Consider the following 15,778-nt stretch of genomic DNA (forward strand, 5'->3'; position numbering starts at 1 on the left):
TACTATCCGCTAATCCTCCGCTAATCCTCGGCTGACGCTTACGGACCCAGATGACGTTATTAGCTAATATATAGCCAATTGAGCAGAGTTTCGGACCCCAGTGCCGCTATTGCCTCAGATTTAGCCCAAACTGGGTGTTTTTTATGCCAATAGCGGCGGTGGAGTCCGATAGAATCGTAAATGTGTGAAAAAGCTGCGTTTAAGGTCAACTGGGTCCGATAGCACTGAGCGCTAACCTTCCGTTGACGCTTACGGACCCAGATGACGCTATTAGCAAATATATAGCCAATTGAGCGGAGTTTCGGACCCCAGTGCCGCTATTGCCTCGGTTTTAGCCCATACGGGGTGTTTTTTATGCCAATAGCGGCGGTGGAGTCCGATAGAATCGTAAATGTGTGAAAAAGCCGCGTTTAAGGTCAGGTGAGTCCGATAGCGGCTTCGTACGCGCAACTGTCTAGCTGATGGGGCAGATCCAGGGGAAGCTCTAAAAAAAGAAAAGGACACCCAAGCAGCCATTTCATGGCTTAAAGGGTACCCTTCAATTCTTTTACAAAGGCTGCTGCAACGTCCCCAGCAGCTCCCCCATCTTCACCTTAGCGTTCAACGCCAAATCGGGTCTCGGGGTAAAAGTACCGCTTTCCATAAGCAGTACTACAGTGGAGCCGAACTCAAAATAGGCCAGATCATCGCCGATTTGCCACTCAGTAGCGTTATCATCCGTATAACGGATGCTGCTGACGTTCATCGCGCCTACCTTTACTACTGCGGTTTCACCGTAGCTTCCGGCGATATAAGTGATGAGACGTTCGTTGCGGTTCAGTACACCCTTCATATGTCGCATTCCGAAATCATTGACCGGATAAGCTCGTCCACGAATATAATCACTCTCCACCTTTTGTCCAGTAAGGGGAGAGTGAATTCGATGATAATCCGTAGGACTAAGATAAAGGACGAAGAAAAAACCCTTCTTGTACAGCTCCAGATGCGGGGAGTGATTAAGTAGATCCTCGAGCTTATAATCCTGCCCTTTTACATTCATAATCGTGCCAGAGGTAATGTCGCCCATAGCAGTAATCATTGCATCTACGGGACTAACTAAAGCGTCAGCATCGGTTGCAATAGGCCGCATGCCAGGCTTCAGCCGGCGGCTGAAAAACTCATTAAGAGTGTGATATTCTCCAGGATTCTTCTCCGCCTGCGCGGAGGGGATTTTATAAGTCTTAATAAATACCGGGATTAGAAAACGGCTGAGTCTACTATGAGAAAAAGATCCCATTAACCGTGAAAGCCATCGGTGTGAGGATAGCTCGGTCATCAGCCGCAGCAATTGTTTTACCATGCCCATCTCCCTTCCATAATGCAGCAGTGCGGTTGTATATGGGCCGCCCTCTGCTCTGCATTATATTGACATAGAATAAGAGACAAATCAATAACTGTTGTATATCAGACTGTTCTTTTCTAGTAAATAACGTGCGTATCCCATCGGTCTTCGGTAACTTTCCTTCCAAATCTCTGTAAAGCCGGCTTTGTGAAATCCGTAGCGTTGGTCGCGGCCATTACATTCTATGAAGAAGAGGCGGCCATCCTTAGTGATTCCTATGTCCAGTCCGATATCAGCCAGACCCGGAAGGTCTTGCTCGAGATAACGCGCTATAACAAGACTAAGTGTTTCGACGGACATACGGATATTAGCCGCTGCTGATCTAGAGAAGGCTTTTTCGAGCGCAAAGGAAGAGCTTAAGGCTTCCCCTCCGCGAGCAATGTTGGAGACAAAGCCCCCTGGGGCAGCCAGTTTAGCGAAGAGGCCAGTGACCTGCCAATCTCCTCCCCAGCCGCGTTGAACGGTGACGCGTAGATCAAAGGGGCGTCCTCCAATTTCAGCTAGTGGAATACGCTCCTGTACAAGATAAGGTACAGAGGACAGACGTGCTCGGAGCGCTCTTGGCAGCGCCGCCTGATTTACGGGTATGCTTCTCCAGCGCCGCATCGAGGGGGAGAGGTAGCTCAAACTCCAGCTCTGTGACCCTTTGCGTACGAGTCGCATCACACCATTTCCTATACTACCGCGGCACGGTTTGAGAATGAGATCGGGGTAATGATTCATCATTTGTCTGAGGCCAGATACCCCTGTTGTTGCCGGCAAATACTCACGAAGCTCCTCACGCTGCTCAAGCAGTTCATGAATCTCATCTTTGCCGTATCGATTACATGTATTGTACACCAACGGATGGTGCCGCAGTAGACGCTGCATCCCTGGGCTATTCTGGCTGTATATCGCCCGATTATGGATGACTGTGGGCGTAGGAACTACTACGCTTTTATATCCATGAGATCCCTTTATATAGGCGGCGCTGAAGCCTGAGTCTGTATCGATGTCCGCGAGCTTCAGGAAGCAAGGGACTAAGCCGTAGGCAGCGGCCGCCTCTTCATAGTTGGATAGAGACTCCTGTCCTGTTTTTAGCCGGGGAACGCCCCGGTGCATATCGGCATTTAGTAGTATTCCAACGAGCTTATGCCCCATGTTTGTTCCTCCTGTTTCTTCGGTCACGTGATTCCCGCCTTTACTGCTCTAGTCATTGTATGTTTGTACCCGCGTGTCAGGGTGGACGAATGCGCGGAGGCAGATGCCTTTTTTGAAAAATAAGAAAGTTTAAGCTCCATCAGAATCTTAAAAAGGGCTAATCGCAAAAGGGTGTCATAAGCCCATACCGCTGCATATGATGCCTAGGAGAAACAATAGATGGAAGGAGGAGACTGCTTGTGAGGAGTTCCAAAAAAAAGCAGCCGCGCAGTCCACAAAAACGACTCTACTATGTAGATAATCCCAATATAAAGGAACTAAGCATGCTGGATAGCAAAAGCAGTTCCAAGGATACAGGGAGTATCAGTGACGGAGTCAATCAAGAAGAGATCGCGGAAGTTCTGGTAAGTGGGGGAGGAGTAGCTGAACTCGTTCTAGAGGAAGCAATTGCCGCTCCAGATTTGCAACCAGAGCCGGAGCCTACGGTGGAGGTGCAGCTTCAGAAACAGGTGGATAATCTTCCTGAAACCATATGGTTCGCTCCTGAGAAAGAGCGGTTTCAGCCTGTTTATACAGATGATCTATCAGATGCAGCAGTTACTGGAGCCAAAATCGCTCCACGCACGATTGACGGTTCTAAACTGAAGTTCGGCATTATTGGTACACCATGGCTGCAAGATTACGCTGTACAGAGTATCAATATCGCGGACAAGGCAGTTACCTCTTCGAAAATCGCGCCTGAATCGATTGTGGGAGAGCATTTAGCCGAAGGAAGCGTTAGTGGTGGAAAGCTGCTGGATCATTCCATCAGTGGAGAAAAGCTGAAGAACGGCAGTATTAGTCCAGAAAAGCTGGCTGATCGGATTATCGGCGGTGGTCAAATTGCAGATAAGTCTATTGAGAGCCGTCATTTGAGCGATCTGATAGTTACGGCTGATTTACTGGAAGATGGAGCAGTTACTGGTGAAAAAATAGGAAGCAGCAGCATCACTAGCCGCCACGTGGCGAACGGGAGTATTGATCGTTCCAAGTTGGCTGATGCAGCGGTATCTGGCGATAAAATAGCCGATGGTGAAATCAGCGCTTCCAAGCTGGCTGATGCTGTTATTGAGGGTCGCCATCTAAGCGATGCACTGATCACTGCCAGACATTTGGCGCCGGGAGCGATCGGACCCGATCAGCTTGCTAGCAAGCTGATCGGCAAGGAGCAGCTTCAGTCGGGTGTAATCGAAGGTACGCATGTAGCAGATGGTGCTATTGGTTCCAAGCAGCTAGGTACAGAAGTAGTGAGAAGCATCCACTTAAGTGCAGAAAGCGTACATGGTTCCCATATCAGCGACGGGGAAATAACGAGCCGCCATCTGGCTGACCGAAGCATCTCTTTTTTAAAGCTGACGGAGGGTGCGGTAGGTACTGCACAACTGATTGAGCAAGCGGTCACTTCATCGAAAATCGCTGATCAAAGCATACTCGCACATAAGCTAGCAGATGAAGCTGTAACCACAAGACATATTGCCAAATCCGCTATCCGCGGACCGCAAATTGCTATGCAAGCCGTTTCCTCTAACCATCTAGAACGAGAATCTGTGAACCACGCTCATATAGCCTCGGAGGCGGTTGGATCAGAGCAGCTTATAGATGATGCTATTCATACTCATCATCTGTCCTCTGGAGCTGTTACTGGCGATAAGCTGGCCTCAGAGTCTGTAGGAGCGGAGCATCTTCGTTCACAGAGCGTTACTTCCGCTAAGCTAGTGGATGGAGTGGTAAGCTCGGCTAAACTGGCAGCGGGATCGGTCATCGGAAGCACGATTGCTCGTGAAGTGGTGAGTGGTGAGCATATTGCTTTTTGTGCAGTGGAGGAGAAGCATCTGGCCGATGCCAGCGTGAGTGGGCGTATTCTGCAGGATGCTGTAGTGGATAAAGAACATCTAGCTACGGGAGCCGTGGAACGGAGACATCTCGGAGAAAATAGTGTGACTACCGCTGCGATCCAGTCCGGCTCGGTTTCAGGAGATAAGCTGGCTTCTGCTGCGGTGAGAGAGATTCATTTGGCAGCTGGTGCAGTGCAGCCGCATCATCTGGCAGACCATGTGGTGACATCGTTAAAGCTGTCCCCGGAAAGTGTATCGACGGATAAGATCAGCGATTTATCGGTCACTTCGGCTAAGCTTGCCGACGGAAGTGTAGATTCCAGTAAATTAGTAGTGTCGGCAGTTCAGGCAGAGCATTTATCTGCGAATGCAGTTCATGCAAAATCCATTAGTGATAGTGCGGTTCAGAGCAGGCATTTGAATCCGGGAAGCGTCGGTGGGGCGCATATCCGGCCGTTGTCCATCGGAAATGGTCATATTATTCCTAATTCTATCTCTTCGATTCAAATACAGGAGGGTAGCATTAGCAGCTCTAAGCTGGCAAAAGGGGCTGTGGATTCGCAGCATCTTTCACCGGGCAGTGTAGACGGTGGCCATCTATGTATCGATACGATTGAAGGAAGGCATATCGTGCATGGTGAGATCAAGCTGGCTCATCTAGCCGAAGATGCACGCAGCTCTGACTTGCTGCCAGAGGGCAGTATTACCGGTGAGAAGCTAGCAGAAGAATCCGTAGATTCTAGTCATCTTGTACCTGGAAGTGTAGATGGAAGTCATCTTAGTCTGGGTGCAGTAGAAGGCCGTCACATCCGGCATGGTGAGATCACACTGGCTCATCTGGCAGAAGAAACCTTTAGCTCTGAGCTACTGCCTGACGCTAGTATTACCGGTGAGAAGCTTGCAGAGGAATCCGTAGGATCTATTCATCTAATACCTGGAAGTGTAAATGGCAGTCATCTTAGCCCTGATACAATAGAAGGCCGCCACATCGGGTACGGTGAAATCGCCTTAGCTCATCTAGCTAAAGATGCACGTAGCGCAGAATTGCTGCCAGACGGCAGTATTACCAGAGAAAAGCTGGCAGAAGAATCTGTGAATTCAAATCATCTAATACCTGGAAGTGTAAATGGCAGTCATCTTAGCCCTGATACAATAGAAGGCCGTCATATCGGGTACGGTGAGATCACACTAGCTCATCTAGCCAAAGATGCACGTAGCGCAGACTTGCTGCCAGACGGCAGTATTACCAGAGAAAAGCTAGCAGCAGAATCTGTGAATTCAAGTCATCTAATACCTGGGAGTGTAAATGGCAGTCATCTCGGTCCGGATACAATAGAAGGTCGTCATATCGGGCACGGTGAGATCACACTAGCTCATCTAGCCAAAGATGCACGTAGCGCAGACTTGCTGCCAGACGGCAGTATTACCAGAGAAAAGCTGGCAGCAGAATCTGTGAATTCAAGTCATCTAATACCTGGGAGTGTAAATGGCAGTCATCTTAGCCCTGATACAATAGAAGGCCGTCATATTGGGTACGGTGAGATTACACTGACTCATCTAGCCGAAGATGCACGTAGTGCAGACTTACTGCCAGACGGCAGTATTACCAGAGAAAAGCTGGCAGCAGAATCTGTGAATTCAAATCATTTAATACCTGGAAGTGTAAATGGCAGTCATCTCGGTCCGGATACAATAGAAGGCCGTCATATCGGGTATGGTGAGATTACACTGGTTCATCTAGCCAAAGAAATTCGTAGCTCCGAATTGTTGCCGGATGGCAGTATTACTGGCGAGAAGCTGGCAGAAGAATCGATAAGTTCGATTCATCTTGCACCGGAAAGTGTAGGGAGTAATCAACTATGTCCAGGTGCAGTAGAAGGTCTTCACATCGGGTATGGTGAAATCACTCTGGCACATCTGTCAGCAGAAGCGCGCAGCTCAGACTTGTTACCGGAAGGTAGTATTACTGGCGAGAAGCTAGCACGAGAATCGGTAAATTCGATTCATCTTGCACCAGAAAGTGTAGGGAGTAATCAACTATGTCCAGGTGCAGTAGAAGGTCTTCACATCGGGTATGGTGAAATCACTCTGGCACATCTGTCAGCAGAAGCGCGCAGCTCAGACTTGTTACCGGAAGGCAGTATTACTGGCGGGAAGCTAGCAGAAGAATCGGTAAGCTCGATTCATCTTGTACCTGGAAGTGTAGGGAGTAGTCAACTGAGTCCGGGTTCTGTAGAAGGTCGTCATATCGGAAACGGTGAGATTACCCTGGCTCATCTGTCGGAAGAGGTTCGTGTTTTTGATCTGCTACCAGACGGTAGCCTTACTGGTGAGAAGCTGGCAAATCAATCCGTTAAATCTATTCACCTCGTGCCTGGAAGTGTGGGAAGTAGTCATCTGAGCCCGGGTACAGTAGAAGGTCGTCATATCCGAACTGGTGAGATTACCCTGGCTCATCTAGCATTAGAGACACGTAGCTCCGATCTGCTTCCAGATGGCAGCATTACCGGCAAGAAGCTGGAGGGCGGAAGCATTAGTGCCTTTCATTTGGCTCCGGGCAGCGTGTATGGGGGGCATTTAGCGGGTGATACGATAGATAGCCGCCATATTCGGTCTGGAAGCATTACCCTGAAACATTTGGCAGAGGAAGTGCATAGCGCTGATCTGTTGCCAGATGGCAGTATCACAGGAGAAAAATTGGAAGCTGGATCCATCCATTCGTTCCATCTGGCTCCTGGTAGCGTCGTTGGTGGTCATTTGGCAGAGAATGCGGTGGATAGTCGCCACATTCGATCTGACAGCATCACACTAAAACATCTGGCAGAAGAGGTACGTAGCGCCGATCTGTTGCCGGAAGGCAGTGTTACCGAAGATAAACTGGCCGAAGGTTCAGTGAATTGTTCACATTTACAGCCATGGAGTGTGTACGGAGAGCATCTTGCTGACAACATCGTGGCGGATCGGCATTTGCAGCCTGGTATCATCAAATTGGAACATCTTGCAGATGAAACACGCAGCTCTGCGCTTCTTCCCGATGCGAGCATCAACGGAGCTAAGCTGCAGGCAGGCAGCATCGAGTCCACTCATCTGGCCGAGGGTTCGGTAGGGACGACAGAGCTTCAGGATGAAGCGATTGTGGCTTCCAAAATTTCCTCTTTTGCCATTCAAGCCCGTCATCTGGAGGAAGAAAGCGTTCAGGATTATCATATTGCTCCTGGTGCAGTAAATGGGGCGCACTTGGCAGTCAATTCTGTAAATGCTGAACATTTATCCTTCAGTCCGATTCAGACTGCTGGGAAGCGAGAGGCGCTTCAGCAGTTTGGAATGACCGCATTTATGTTCAACGGGGATGCGGAGAGTGTGGAAGTGACCGTATCGTTCGATGAGAACTTTGGTCATACGGGTTATGTGCTCGTCGCCATGACGAATCAACCTTACTTCAATGCTTCCTTAAAGAGCAGAGCTAATGGAGATGCAGTCATTCAAGTGGTGCGATTGCGCGAAACTCCGCATTTCTATGGGGTTATCTCTTGGATTGCTATCGGTTCTCCTTTGGCTAAACCGGCGATGGATGATCGTGTGTTTGATTAACTCCAAGTAGTCTCTCCTAGGATTTTAAAATCATAAAACAGCAGAGCAGCGACTCTCCTTATTGGAGATCGCTGCTCTGTTTTTTTGCGTTAGTTTTCCTCACCACAGGGTACTAGTCACACGCTACGGCTTTAACTATGTCTATGTCCGATAGTGCGGTAATCCAATCACTCGTCGAGGTTTCCGGACCCAGATGACGTTATTTGCAAATTTATCACCTTTTGAAGCTGGTTTCGGACACCAGTGCAGTTATTCCTTAGAAATAGGTCATTATTTGGTGTGATTCATGTCAATGGCTGCAATAGGGTCTTTTAGCAATCCTAAAATGGGATAAAACGGCGTTTAGGGTCAGCTGCGTCCGATAGCGGCTTCGTATGAGCAAATATGCCTCAGCCGAAGTTTGACGGTGAGTACAATGTACATTTGTCCTGTTTTCCAAGCGACAGGAGACAATGGCCGTTACCCTGTTCAGTGTACTACATAAACTGTGATGTAACCCTCAGCCTGATAAATAGGCTCTGTAAGGAAGGTGGATGAGCATGAAGCCCAAACGTACTTCTGCCCGCCGCACGGGACGGCGGGTCTCTCGGATCAAGCGGCGGACTTCACGCCCAGTGCGGCAAGTCGCCGTAGCTCCTATAGTTAACCATCCTAATCCCTATGTTTCTGTTATTATTCCCGCCATGAATGAAGCTAAGACCATTGCTGGAGTGATATCCGGAGCTAGAGGGGTCCATCCACGCTGCGAGGTTATTGTTGTTGTCAACGGATCAGCCGATCGAACGGCAGAAATTGCCCTTTCGCTTGGTGCGCATGTTATTTCCTATGAGTTGCCACTTGGACACGACGCTGGTCGCAGTGTCGGAGCTGAGGTAGCCAAGGGAGAGATCCTATTGTTTACAGATGGAGATTTAGTGATTCCTGCCTCGGGGCTACGTCCTTTCGTCACCGCTGTTAGTGGGGGCGCAGACATAGCACTTAATGATTATTCCGGACCTGTACGAAAACTATCGCCCCATCCGGTGGTATTGTCCAAACATGCACTCAATATTTTGCTTGGCCGTCCGGATCTAAAAGGATGTTCGATGACGGCAGTTCCGCACGCAATCAGCCGAAGAGCACTTGAAATCTTAGGGAGTGAATTATTATCGCGTCCTCCTCTGGCACATGCTCAGGCAGTTCTGAGTGGTTTACGTGTGTCAGCTGTTCACAAAGTGCCTGTAGGGAAACTGAATGCGGTGAGGCGCAAAAAAAACGGCAAAGATCCATTACAACAGTTGGTTACAGCAGATCATCTGGAGGCTCTAGCCCTCTTGCTCGATCAAAGGGGGAACAGAGCGGGGTTTGGCGACGGAACCCGGCGTAGAGAGATGGTGAGATGATGGTAGCTCAGTTACAAGTGTCTGGTAGCTCCGCCGTTCGACGAGGAACAGCAACTCGTACGATAAAGAAACGTTCAGCATCTAGTCAAGCTAATACAACACTGGCACCCCGCCATAGGGCAGCGAGTCGTTCTGTAAGAGGAGGCGCTGCTGTCGTTCGATCGCCGATTCTTTCTCGGCAATCAAAGGTAGGTCGTGAGTCACTGAAAATACCGAGTTTACGTGGGACCTTGTCAGTCATTATCTCCGCGCGTAATGAGGAACAGACCTTAGGACGTCTGTTACATCAGGTTTCGCGGCTGGGCCCTGCGGAAATTATCGTCGTGCTTAACGGTTGCAGCGATAGCAGCTTTCCAATTTCCAGACAACATCGTCAAGCTGTAGTTGTGCATTGTCCGGAGTCTGTCGGACATGATGTGGGGCGAGCTATTGGTGCGAAGCTGAGTCGAGGAGATATTTTGCTCTTCCTAGATGGAGATATGGTTATTCCTGCAACGCAGCTCGGAATATTCGCCGCTGCGGTAGATGGCGGTATTGATGTGGCTCTAAATGATTTGGATCCACTGATGCCTTCTTTTGGATTATGTGATGATGTCACTCGCAGTAAACTTTTTCTGAATTATGCTCTTGGACGTTACGATCTCGGAGTTAGCTCTATGACGGCTGTCCCTCACGCGCTCTCCCGGCGTGCGCTTGAGACCATAGGCTACCGTGAATTAATAGTTCCTCCTAAAGCCCAAGCCCGTTCTGTATTGGAGAAGCTAAAGGTGGAGAAAGTTGGAACGGTGAATGTTATTAAGCATAATCGGCTGCGTCAGGCGAACATAGGAGCTGGGAATGCTGTGGAGAAACTGATCATAGGGGATCACGCCGAGGCTCTACTTGAAGTTCTTTCCCGGCGAGATCATGGGGGCCTGCTAAATAGCGAAACCCAGCGCGAATACCGCAGACAAGTAGCGGCTTGGAGGAACCGGATATGACGCTGACCAGTATTATTATTCCGACTTACAATGCGCTGCCTCTACTGCGGTCCTGTGTGGAATCTATTCGTGCTTATACTCCGCCTCCTTATGAAATTATCGTTGTAGACAATGCTTCGTCAGACGGAACGGATGCCTATTGTCGCGCGAATCGAATAACGTTTATTTCATTGCCTGAGAATCGAGGTTTTCCATCCGCATGTAATATGGGCCTACTGCTAGCATCGGGTGATGAATTATTGCTGCTGAATAATGATGTGGTGGTTTCTTACGGATGGTTAACTAATCTGAAGCGATCGCTATATAGTGCTCCTGAAGTAGGTATTGTTGGACCAGTGACAAACTATGCGAGTGGACGTCAACAGGTGAAGACTGATTATGAGAACCTGTTGGGTTTTCATAAGGCTGCAGAGAAAACTAACCGTTCGAATCCTCAAAAATGGATGGAGACTAAACGGTTGGTAGGATTATGTTTTTTATTTAAAAGAGAGCTACTTACTTCCGTAGGTCTGCTGGATGAGGGATACTCACCTGGACATTACGAGGACGATGACTATTGTTATCGTGCCAGGCTAAAGGGATACCGGTTGCTTATCGCAGGTGATTGTCTGGTACACCATGAAGGAAGTGCAAGCTTTAAGCGGGTATATCACACCGGACTGCAGGAACTGGTAGAACGAAATCGGAAGCTCTTTATGAATAAATGGAATGTGGATCCAACGAGTTTCATATGAAATGCAGATCCGAAGGCAAAGGACTTAGATAAAGAGGAGGAAAGTAAGTGAAGGGAGTCATACTGGCGGGCGGAACAGGATCCAGACTTCAACCGCTGACCCGGCTTATGAACAAACATTTGCTTCCGGTCGGCAAATATCCTATGGTCTGTTACGGCATAGATCGGCTTCGCCGGGGAGGGATTACCGACATTCTTCTGGTCATCAGCAAGCAGTCTGCTGGTCTGTACACGGATTTTTTGGGCAGCGGTGCAGCATTTGGTGTATCTCTGACCTATAAAATTCAGGAAGCTGCTGGAGGCATTGCAGAGGCGCTAGATTTGGCAGAAGGATTCATTTTCCCTGGGGAACGGTTTGTCGTATTGCTTGGTGATAATCTGTTTATGGATGATCTGACGCCTTACGTGGAGAGCTATCTCCGGCAGCCTGAAGGTACAGCCAAGGTATTGCTGAAACCGGTGGACGACGCGCGTAGATACGGTGTTCCCGTGTTCGATAGTCAAGATTCTGCATGGATTGCTTATATCGAAGAGAAGCCCGAGCATCCCAAGACCAAATTTTGCGTAACAGGTATTTATATGTACGATGAAGCTGTGTTTGACATTATCCGCCAAGTATCCCCTTCCAAGAGAGGGGAGCTTGAGATTACGGATGTAAATAATATATATGCTGCTAACCGCAGGCTTAGCTATGATATCCTTAAGGGTTGGTGGAGTGATGCGGGTACGTTCCAGTCTCTGCGGGAAGCGGGGGAGAAGCTGAAGGATGCACTGCCATAAGTGGCAGTGCTTTTTTTTGCAAATAATAGAAAGTGTAAGTGACACCGAAGGCGTTTATGCTTGGGTATATGCAAGGACCGATCAAGGATAAAAACCTGCAAAAGTACATTTTTTTAATGATGCTAAGATGGCTAAAGTATTAATTCCTGCGAAAGGTCTGGATGAATAAAAGACTTAATATTTTCATTGTGCGCGGATGTGAGCAGAGAGCTTATGAAAGTTCTTTTGTGATTCTCCACCAGATCAAATCCTCGGTCTCTAAGTACCTCTTAGAACCTAAGCGCTCTAATACTTTATGCGAGGCTATGTTATCTTTTTCAGTATCTGCGATTACATAGATGGCATGGGGATGGCTGAAAATCCACGTATTGATCGTCATTAATGCCTCAGTAGCGTATCCTTTTCTTCTATATTTCTCATCAATCACGTAGCCTATAATAACCTCGCCTTTTTCATTCGGATAACCTTTGAGAATAATGAACCCAATAATGCATTGATCTTTCTGATGAATGATGGCCCAATTGGTCAACCATAGGTATTGCTCCGGATCCTGCTGCACCTTTTTTAACCTTATTTTCATCGCATATTGCATGTCATCGTCAAGTTCGGCACTTAGGGCATTTAAACCCAATTGCTGCTGAAGCTCTGCGTAGTTTTCTGTGGCTAACAAGAGCTCTGCAGCATTTAATGGTACTAAATCGATCCGCTGGCTTCCAAGCTTCATAATTCCCCCTCCAATCTTTGTAGATTAAGGAATGCGTATTTCACATATTAATCCATTTATAGGAGAGCCGCAACTTGCCTTTATTCCCCGGCACCGTCCCGGCTTCTGCCGCATATGCTGTAGCAGGGCGTTTGAGCAAAGGAGACATGAAGGTGCAGAATAAAATAACCAAAGTCCTGCAGCACATGGCCCATACGCACGAACAGATGGCGCGGATTCTAGACGCCGAGCGTCACGTGGCTGTACGTATGTCGCAAATTGTCCACGATCTGCCAGATGCGAATCCCGATTTTGAAGGTATCAGCGGGATGATCGAAAGCTCAACTCAGGTAAACAAGAATATAATTTCTTACTTGAATGCACTTGCGGATCTGGAAGAAGCGATGGCTGAAGGGGTAGGCAGAGTAATTAAGGAATTGAACGGTCACGAAGAAGAATAACGCTATAGGAGCAGGAGGCGGATGATGAGCAGAGAACAGGCTTATTTGCAAATGCTGGAGTCGACCGCCACTATCCAGTGGAACATTGCGATGATTCTGGAAGCTAAGGCGGTTGAAGCTGAAAAGGTAAAACAATGGGCACAGCATCATATCCACGCTAGAGCTTTCGAATCCCACGGAGAGCAGCTAAAGGAATCCCTCTCTATTCACGAAGTCATTGTGGAGATGGTCGAAGGGCTGACTAAACTGGAGAATGGACTTTACAGCAATTTAAAAGCTGTGCTGGGCAGTGGTGAAGATGAAGGTGGCGGGGAAGGTTTCGGAGACATGTCAGGTGATGGGTTCAGTTTTGGAGAAGACAGCAAATGAGCGGGGACCGTCTCTCTGAACATGCCGTCAAGCTGGAGATGATCCGCTCCATTTCGCGTAGTCAGGCTGCTTTGGCGGCCATCTTGGAGAGCATCGCCGAATTGACGGGGCAATCTGAGCTGACGGCCCGCAAATTGAGCGACAATATTAGAATCCTAAGTGGGTATCAGAGTGCGATGTGCCGGATGATGTCCGGGATTTCACTGCATCGACCGAAACGGGGAATTCCTGCTGCGCCATGGCTGAGTAAGGCATACGCCGTAGGAATCTCTAGAGATCATGGAGCACAGGAGGAATAGAAGGATGAAGAAAAAGAGCCTTAGAACATTACGTTCAGGCAGAACACGCAGACGCACATTGCTGCTCTCGCGGAAAACGAGAGTTCGTAAAGGTCTAGCCCGCAAATCCCGCAGAGGGCTTACTAGAAAAATCGTTCGTTATGGGAAGTCGAAGAGAGGCATTTTGATACGTAAGAAAAGAAGGCTCCGCCGCAAGCTTGTTCGAAAGGTAAGGGTTGTTCACGCGCCAGTACATGTAGTGCCGGTTGTCGAAGCTCCACCTGCCCCGCAGGTAATTCCGCTCCCCCCGGACCTAGGCGTTTCGCCGGAAACGCCACCGGCAGACGCCTTTCAGCAGGGCTACACCGAAGCGTACAACGTGGGGTTCGACGCCGGTTTCGCCAAGGGTTTCGAGGACGGGCATAAGCTGGAGTTTAACTGAGCAGATGCCAGTAAATTAAGAGGAAGGGACCCGGAGATCTGATCTGTCACGCGTTATCCTGATCATTCCGTGTCCCTCGACTTAGAGGGACTGCATCCTTTCTGGAATCATCCTACTATCGGAATTTGTCTCTGTATATGATAGACTTCTAAAAAAAGAATCTATTTAGACGGTATTCAGATGTCGATAAGAAAGAGGGGATAGCAGGATGCAAGTAGGAAATGGGATCAGAAAAGCTAAGCAGAATGAGATCGAAGAGATCATGGATTTGATCTCGAAATGTGTACAAGTTATGCAGGCCGCTGGAAGCGACCAGTGGGATGAGCGCTATCCGAATAGAGAGATTATCGAACTGGACATCGCACAAGGTACCTTATATGTATGTGAAGAGGACCAAGCCATCGCAGGTATTCTTGTGCTGGATGAGAATGCCTCTGAGGAATATAAGAAGATCGAGTGGAAGCAAAATCAAGGGCCACATCTGATTATGCATCGTTTAGCAGTTCATCCACATATTCAGGGAAAAGGGATTGCGACTAGGTTAATTACTTTCGCAGAGGAATACGCAGCGCATAATGGTTACACAAGTATCCGGCTAGATACTTATGCGAAGAATACTAGAGCACTGGAAATTTATCCTCGACTTGGTTATGACCGTAGAGGTGAAGTAGATTTCCCGGACCGCACGGCAAACTTTCCAGTATTCGAGAAGGTGCTGAAACCGGAACGTGATCATTAATCTTTAACATAAAAAAAGGTTCAGAGGGTTATCCTCTGGACCTTTTTTTCTTTATTCCTCTAACGACATGTTTGGTATCGAGGGTCGGTATTTTTTTGATCTCGGTTAAGGATGAGCAACCTATTTCCTGATACGCCGATCAGGTAACGAACATTAACGATATCTTCATCGCTCGTATCATCAATCGACAGTACCGCTGTAAGGCGTATTCTCGTTGAAGTGCGACCCGTGATGGTGAGTCTTCTTGGAATAAAAGAAATGGTTCCTGTATCACCCGATATTACATAGAGCCTGTTGTTTCTAGAAACGGTTTGTAAATTACAGAACATAGTATTGCTCATTGTAATGCCCCAATACTTTCTGAAAAACGAAATGACCTTTGACCTGGTACTGAATCTAACCGGAAGACGATAATAATCGGCGCCGTCAACGTGGATCGCTCTACGAGTATCGGCAGAATCGTAGACCTCGAACCATACTTTTTCGGCAGCGGCAATGAAAGCTTGTAGCTCAATTGGTGTTTGAGAAATGGTTGGCATTTGATCTCCTCCTCGCTATTACTTTATTAAAAGCGAGGCTGTCGGTTCGGGTAATTGGACGAGTATAAAAAGCGGAATTTAAGAGCTGTTATGATTAATAGTGTGGGAAATCATTATTAATGTTATTTTTTATTACACTTAAAGAGGAATTATCATTAGTTTTAATCGTTTGGTAATCTTTATGAGGGTTTTATGTTATTTTAAATAACTTATATTGACATTAAACCTGTCTTTAAATTATGATTGGTTTATTCAAATTTGGAATAGAATAGTTTTACTTTTCGTATATCCTTAATAATTGGTTTAAGGGTCTCTACCGGAAACCGTAAATTTCTGGCTACGAAAATATGCTAAGGCATATTTTTGTGGCCTTTTTGTGTTACAGC

At 47.8% G+C, this 15,778-nt stretch carries 14 protein-coding genes and 1 riboswitch; of the genes, 10 read left to right on the forward strand and 4 right to left on the reverse strand.

Annotation, left to right across the window (positions count from 1 at the left end):
• Positions 1-547: 547 nt before the first annotated feature.
• On the reverse strand, positions 548-1,339 hold the full coding sequence (asd, locus tag NSS67_RS07930) for an archaetidylserine decarboxylase (protein ID WP_339319044.1): 792 nt from the start codon (positions 1,337-1,339) through the stop codon (positions 548-550).
• An 87-nt stretch (positions 1,340-1,426) separates the two neighbouring features.
• Positions 1,427-2,521 (reverse strand): YheC/YheD family protein, encoded by a 1,095-nt coding sequence (locus tag NSS67_RS07935; protein ID WP_339319045.1) that lies wholly within the window; start codon positions 2,519-2,521, stop codon positions 1,427-1,429.
• A 239-nt stretch (positions 2,522-2,760) separates the two neighbouring features.
• Between NSS67_RS07935 and NSS67_RS07940 the strand changes: the two genes are divergently transcribed.
• The 5 genes from NSS67_RS07940 to NSS67_RS07960 all read left to right on the forward strand — a co-directional run bounded on the left by NSS67_RS07940 (position 2,761) and on the right by NSS67_RS07960 (position 11,861).
• Positions 2,761-7,986 carry a WIAG-tail domain gene (locus NSS67_RS07940; RefSeq protein WP_339319046.1) on the forward strand — a complete coding sequence of 1,742 codons (5,226 nt, stop codon included), beginning with the start codon at positions 2,761-2,763 and terminating at the stop codon, positions 7,984-7,986.
• 539 nt (positions 7,987-8,525) lie between these two features.
• Positions 8,526-9,368 (forward strand): glycosyltransferase, encoded by an 843-nt coding sequence (locus tag NSS67_RS07945; protein WP_339319047.1) that lies wholly within the window; start codon positions 8,526-8,528, stop codon positions 9,366-9,368.
• Positions 9,365-10,348 (forward strand): glycosyltransferase, encoded by a 984-nt coding sequence (locus NSS67_RS07950; RefSeq protein ID WP_339319048.1) that lies wholly within the window; start codon positions 9,365-9,367, stop codon positions 10,346-10,348. Before NSS67_RS07945 ends, NSS67_RS07950 begins: the two co-directional genes overlap by 4 nt.
• Positions 10,345-11,082: a glycosyltransferase family 2 protein gene (locus NSS67_RS07955; protein WP_339319049.1), complete on the forward strand. Its 738-nt coding sequence runs from the start codon at positions 10,345-10,347 to the stop codon at positions 11,080-11,082. The genes NSS67_RS07950 and NSS67_RS07955 overlap by 4 nt, the downstream gene beginning before the upstream one ends.
• A gap of 47 nt (positions 11,083-11,129) precedes the next feature.
• Entirely contained in the window at positions 11,130-11,861 is a 732-nt protein-coding gene (locus tag NSS67_RS07960; protein WP_339319050.1) for a sugar phosphate nucleotidyltransferase, read from the forward strand.
• 211 nt (positions 11,862-12,072) lie between these two features.
• On the opposite strand, the gene NSS67_RS07965 is transcribed toward NSS67_RS07960, so the two are convergent.
• The gene (locus NSS67_RS07965; protein ID WP_339319051.1) at positions 12,073-12,585 is read right to left on the reverse strand and encodes a GNAT family N-acetyltransferase; all 513 of its coding nucleotides are present in this window, start codon (positions 12,583-12,585) and stop codon (positions 12,073-12,075) included.
• Positions 12,586-12,659: 74 nt separating this feature from the next.
• On the opposite strand from NSS67_RS07965, the gene NSS67_RS07970 reads away from it, so the two are divergent.
• From NSS67_RS07970 to NSS67_RS07990, 5 genes are all read left to right on the forward strand, one after another.
• Positions 12,660-13,025: a nucleoside-diphosphate sugar epimerase gene (locus tag NSS67_RS07970; RefSeq protein ID WP_339319052.1), complete on the forward strand. Its 366-nt coding sequence runs from the start codon at positions 12,660-12,662 to the stop codon at positions 13,023-13,025.
• A gap of 21 nt (positions 13,026-13,046) precedes the next feature.
• The gene (locus tag NSS67_RS07975) at positions 13,047-13,394 is read left to right on the forward strand and encodes a restriction endonuclease subunit S (protein WP_339319053.1); all 348 of its coding nucleotides are present in this window, start codon (positions 13,047-13,049) and stop codon (positions 13,392-13,394) included.
• Complete coding sequence (locus NSS67_RS07980) at positions 13,391-13,693, forward strand: hypothetical protein (RefSeq protein ID WP_339319054.1); 303 nt, start codon at positions 13,391-13,393, stop codon at positions 13,691-13,693. Before NSS67_RS07975 ends, NSS67_RS07980 begins: the two co-directional genes overlap by 4 nt.
• Positions 13,694-13,697: 4 nt before the next feature.
• Positions 13,698-14,114, forward strand: a complete 417-nt coding sequence (locus NSS67_RS07985; RefSeq protein WP_339319055.1) for a hypothetical protein — start codon at positions 13,698-13,700, stop codon at positions 14,112-14,114.
• 208 nt (positions 14,115-14,322) lie between these two features.
• Positions 14,323-14,853: a GNAT family N-acetyltransferase gene (locus NSS67_RS07990; protein WP_339319056.1), complete on the forward strand. Its 531-nt coding sequence runs from the start codon at positions 14,323-14,325 to the stop codon at positions 14,851-14,853.
• Between the two features lie 59 nt (positions 14,854-14,912).
• Here the strand turns inward: NSS67_RS07990 and NSS67_RS07995 are convergent, their stop codons facing one another.
• A complete protein-coding gene (locus NSS67_RS07995) occupies positions 14,913-15,392 on the reverse strand; it encodes a DL-endopeptidase inhibitor IseA family protein (protein ID WP_339319057.1) in 480 nt (159 codons plus the stop codon).
• Positions 15,393-15,653: 261 nt separating this feature from the next.
• Positions 15,654-15,752, forward strand: a riboswitch (purine riboswitch).
• The last annotated feature ends 26 nt before the right edge of the window (positions 15,753-15,778 follow it).

This window comes from Paenibacillus sp. FSL R10-2734 (assembly GCF_037963865.1).
GTDB lineage: Bacteria > Bacillota > Bacilli > Paenibacillales > Paenibacillaceae > Paenibacillus_AQ.

What these genes read in the sequence shown, in the direction of transcription:
- NSS67_RS07975 (WP_339319053.1), top strand. Translation starts at nt 13,047, where the DNA reads ATGATGAGCAGAGAACAGGCTTATTTGCAAATGCTGGAGTCGACCGCC.
- NSS67_RS07955 (WP_339319049.1), top strand. Translation starts at nt 10,345, where the DNA reads ATGACGCTGACCAGTATTATTATTCCGACTTACAATGCGCTGCCTCTA.
- asd (WP_339319044.1), bottom strand. Translation starts at nt 1,339, where the DNA reads ATGGTAAAACAATTGCTGCGGCTGATGACCGAGCTATCCTCACACCGA.
- NSS67_RS07985 (WP_339319055.1), top strand. Translation starts at nt 13,698, where the DNA reads ATGAAGAAAAAGAGCCTTAGAACATTACGTTCAGGCAGAACACGCAGA.
- NSS67_RS07945 (WP_339319047.1), top strand. Translation starts at nt 8,526, where the DNA reads ATGAAGCCCAAACGTACTTCTGCCCGCCGCACGGGACGGCGGGTCTCT.
- NSS67_RS07990 (WP_339319056.1), top strand. Translation starts at nt 14,323, where the DNA reads ATGCAAGTAGGAAATGGGATCAGAAAAGCTAAGCAGAATGAGATCGAA.
- NSS67_RS07935 (WP_339319045.1), bottom strand. Translation starts at nt 2,521, where the DNA reads ATGGGGCATAAGCTCGTTGGAATACTACTAAATGCCGATATGCACCGG.
- NSS67_RS07965 (WP_339319051.1), bottom strand. Translation starts at nt 12,585, where the DNA reads ATGAAGCTTGGAAGCCAGCGGATCGATTTAGTACCATTAAATGCTGCA.
- NSS67_RS07980 (WP_339319054.1), top strand. Translation starts at nt 13,391, where the DNA reads ATGAGCGGGGACCGTCTCTCTGAACATGCCGTCAAGCTGGAGATGATC.
- NSS67_RS07950 (WP_339319048.1), top strand. Translation starts at nt 9,365, where the DNA reads ATGATGGTAGCTCAGTTACAAGTGTCTGGTAGCTCCGCCGTTCGACGA.
- NSS67_RS07995 (WP_339319057.1), bottom strand. Translation starts at nt 15,392, where the DNA reads ATGCCAACCATTTCTCAAACACCAATTGAGCTACAAGCTTTCATTGCC.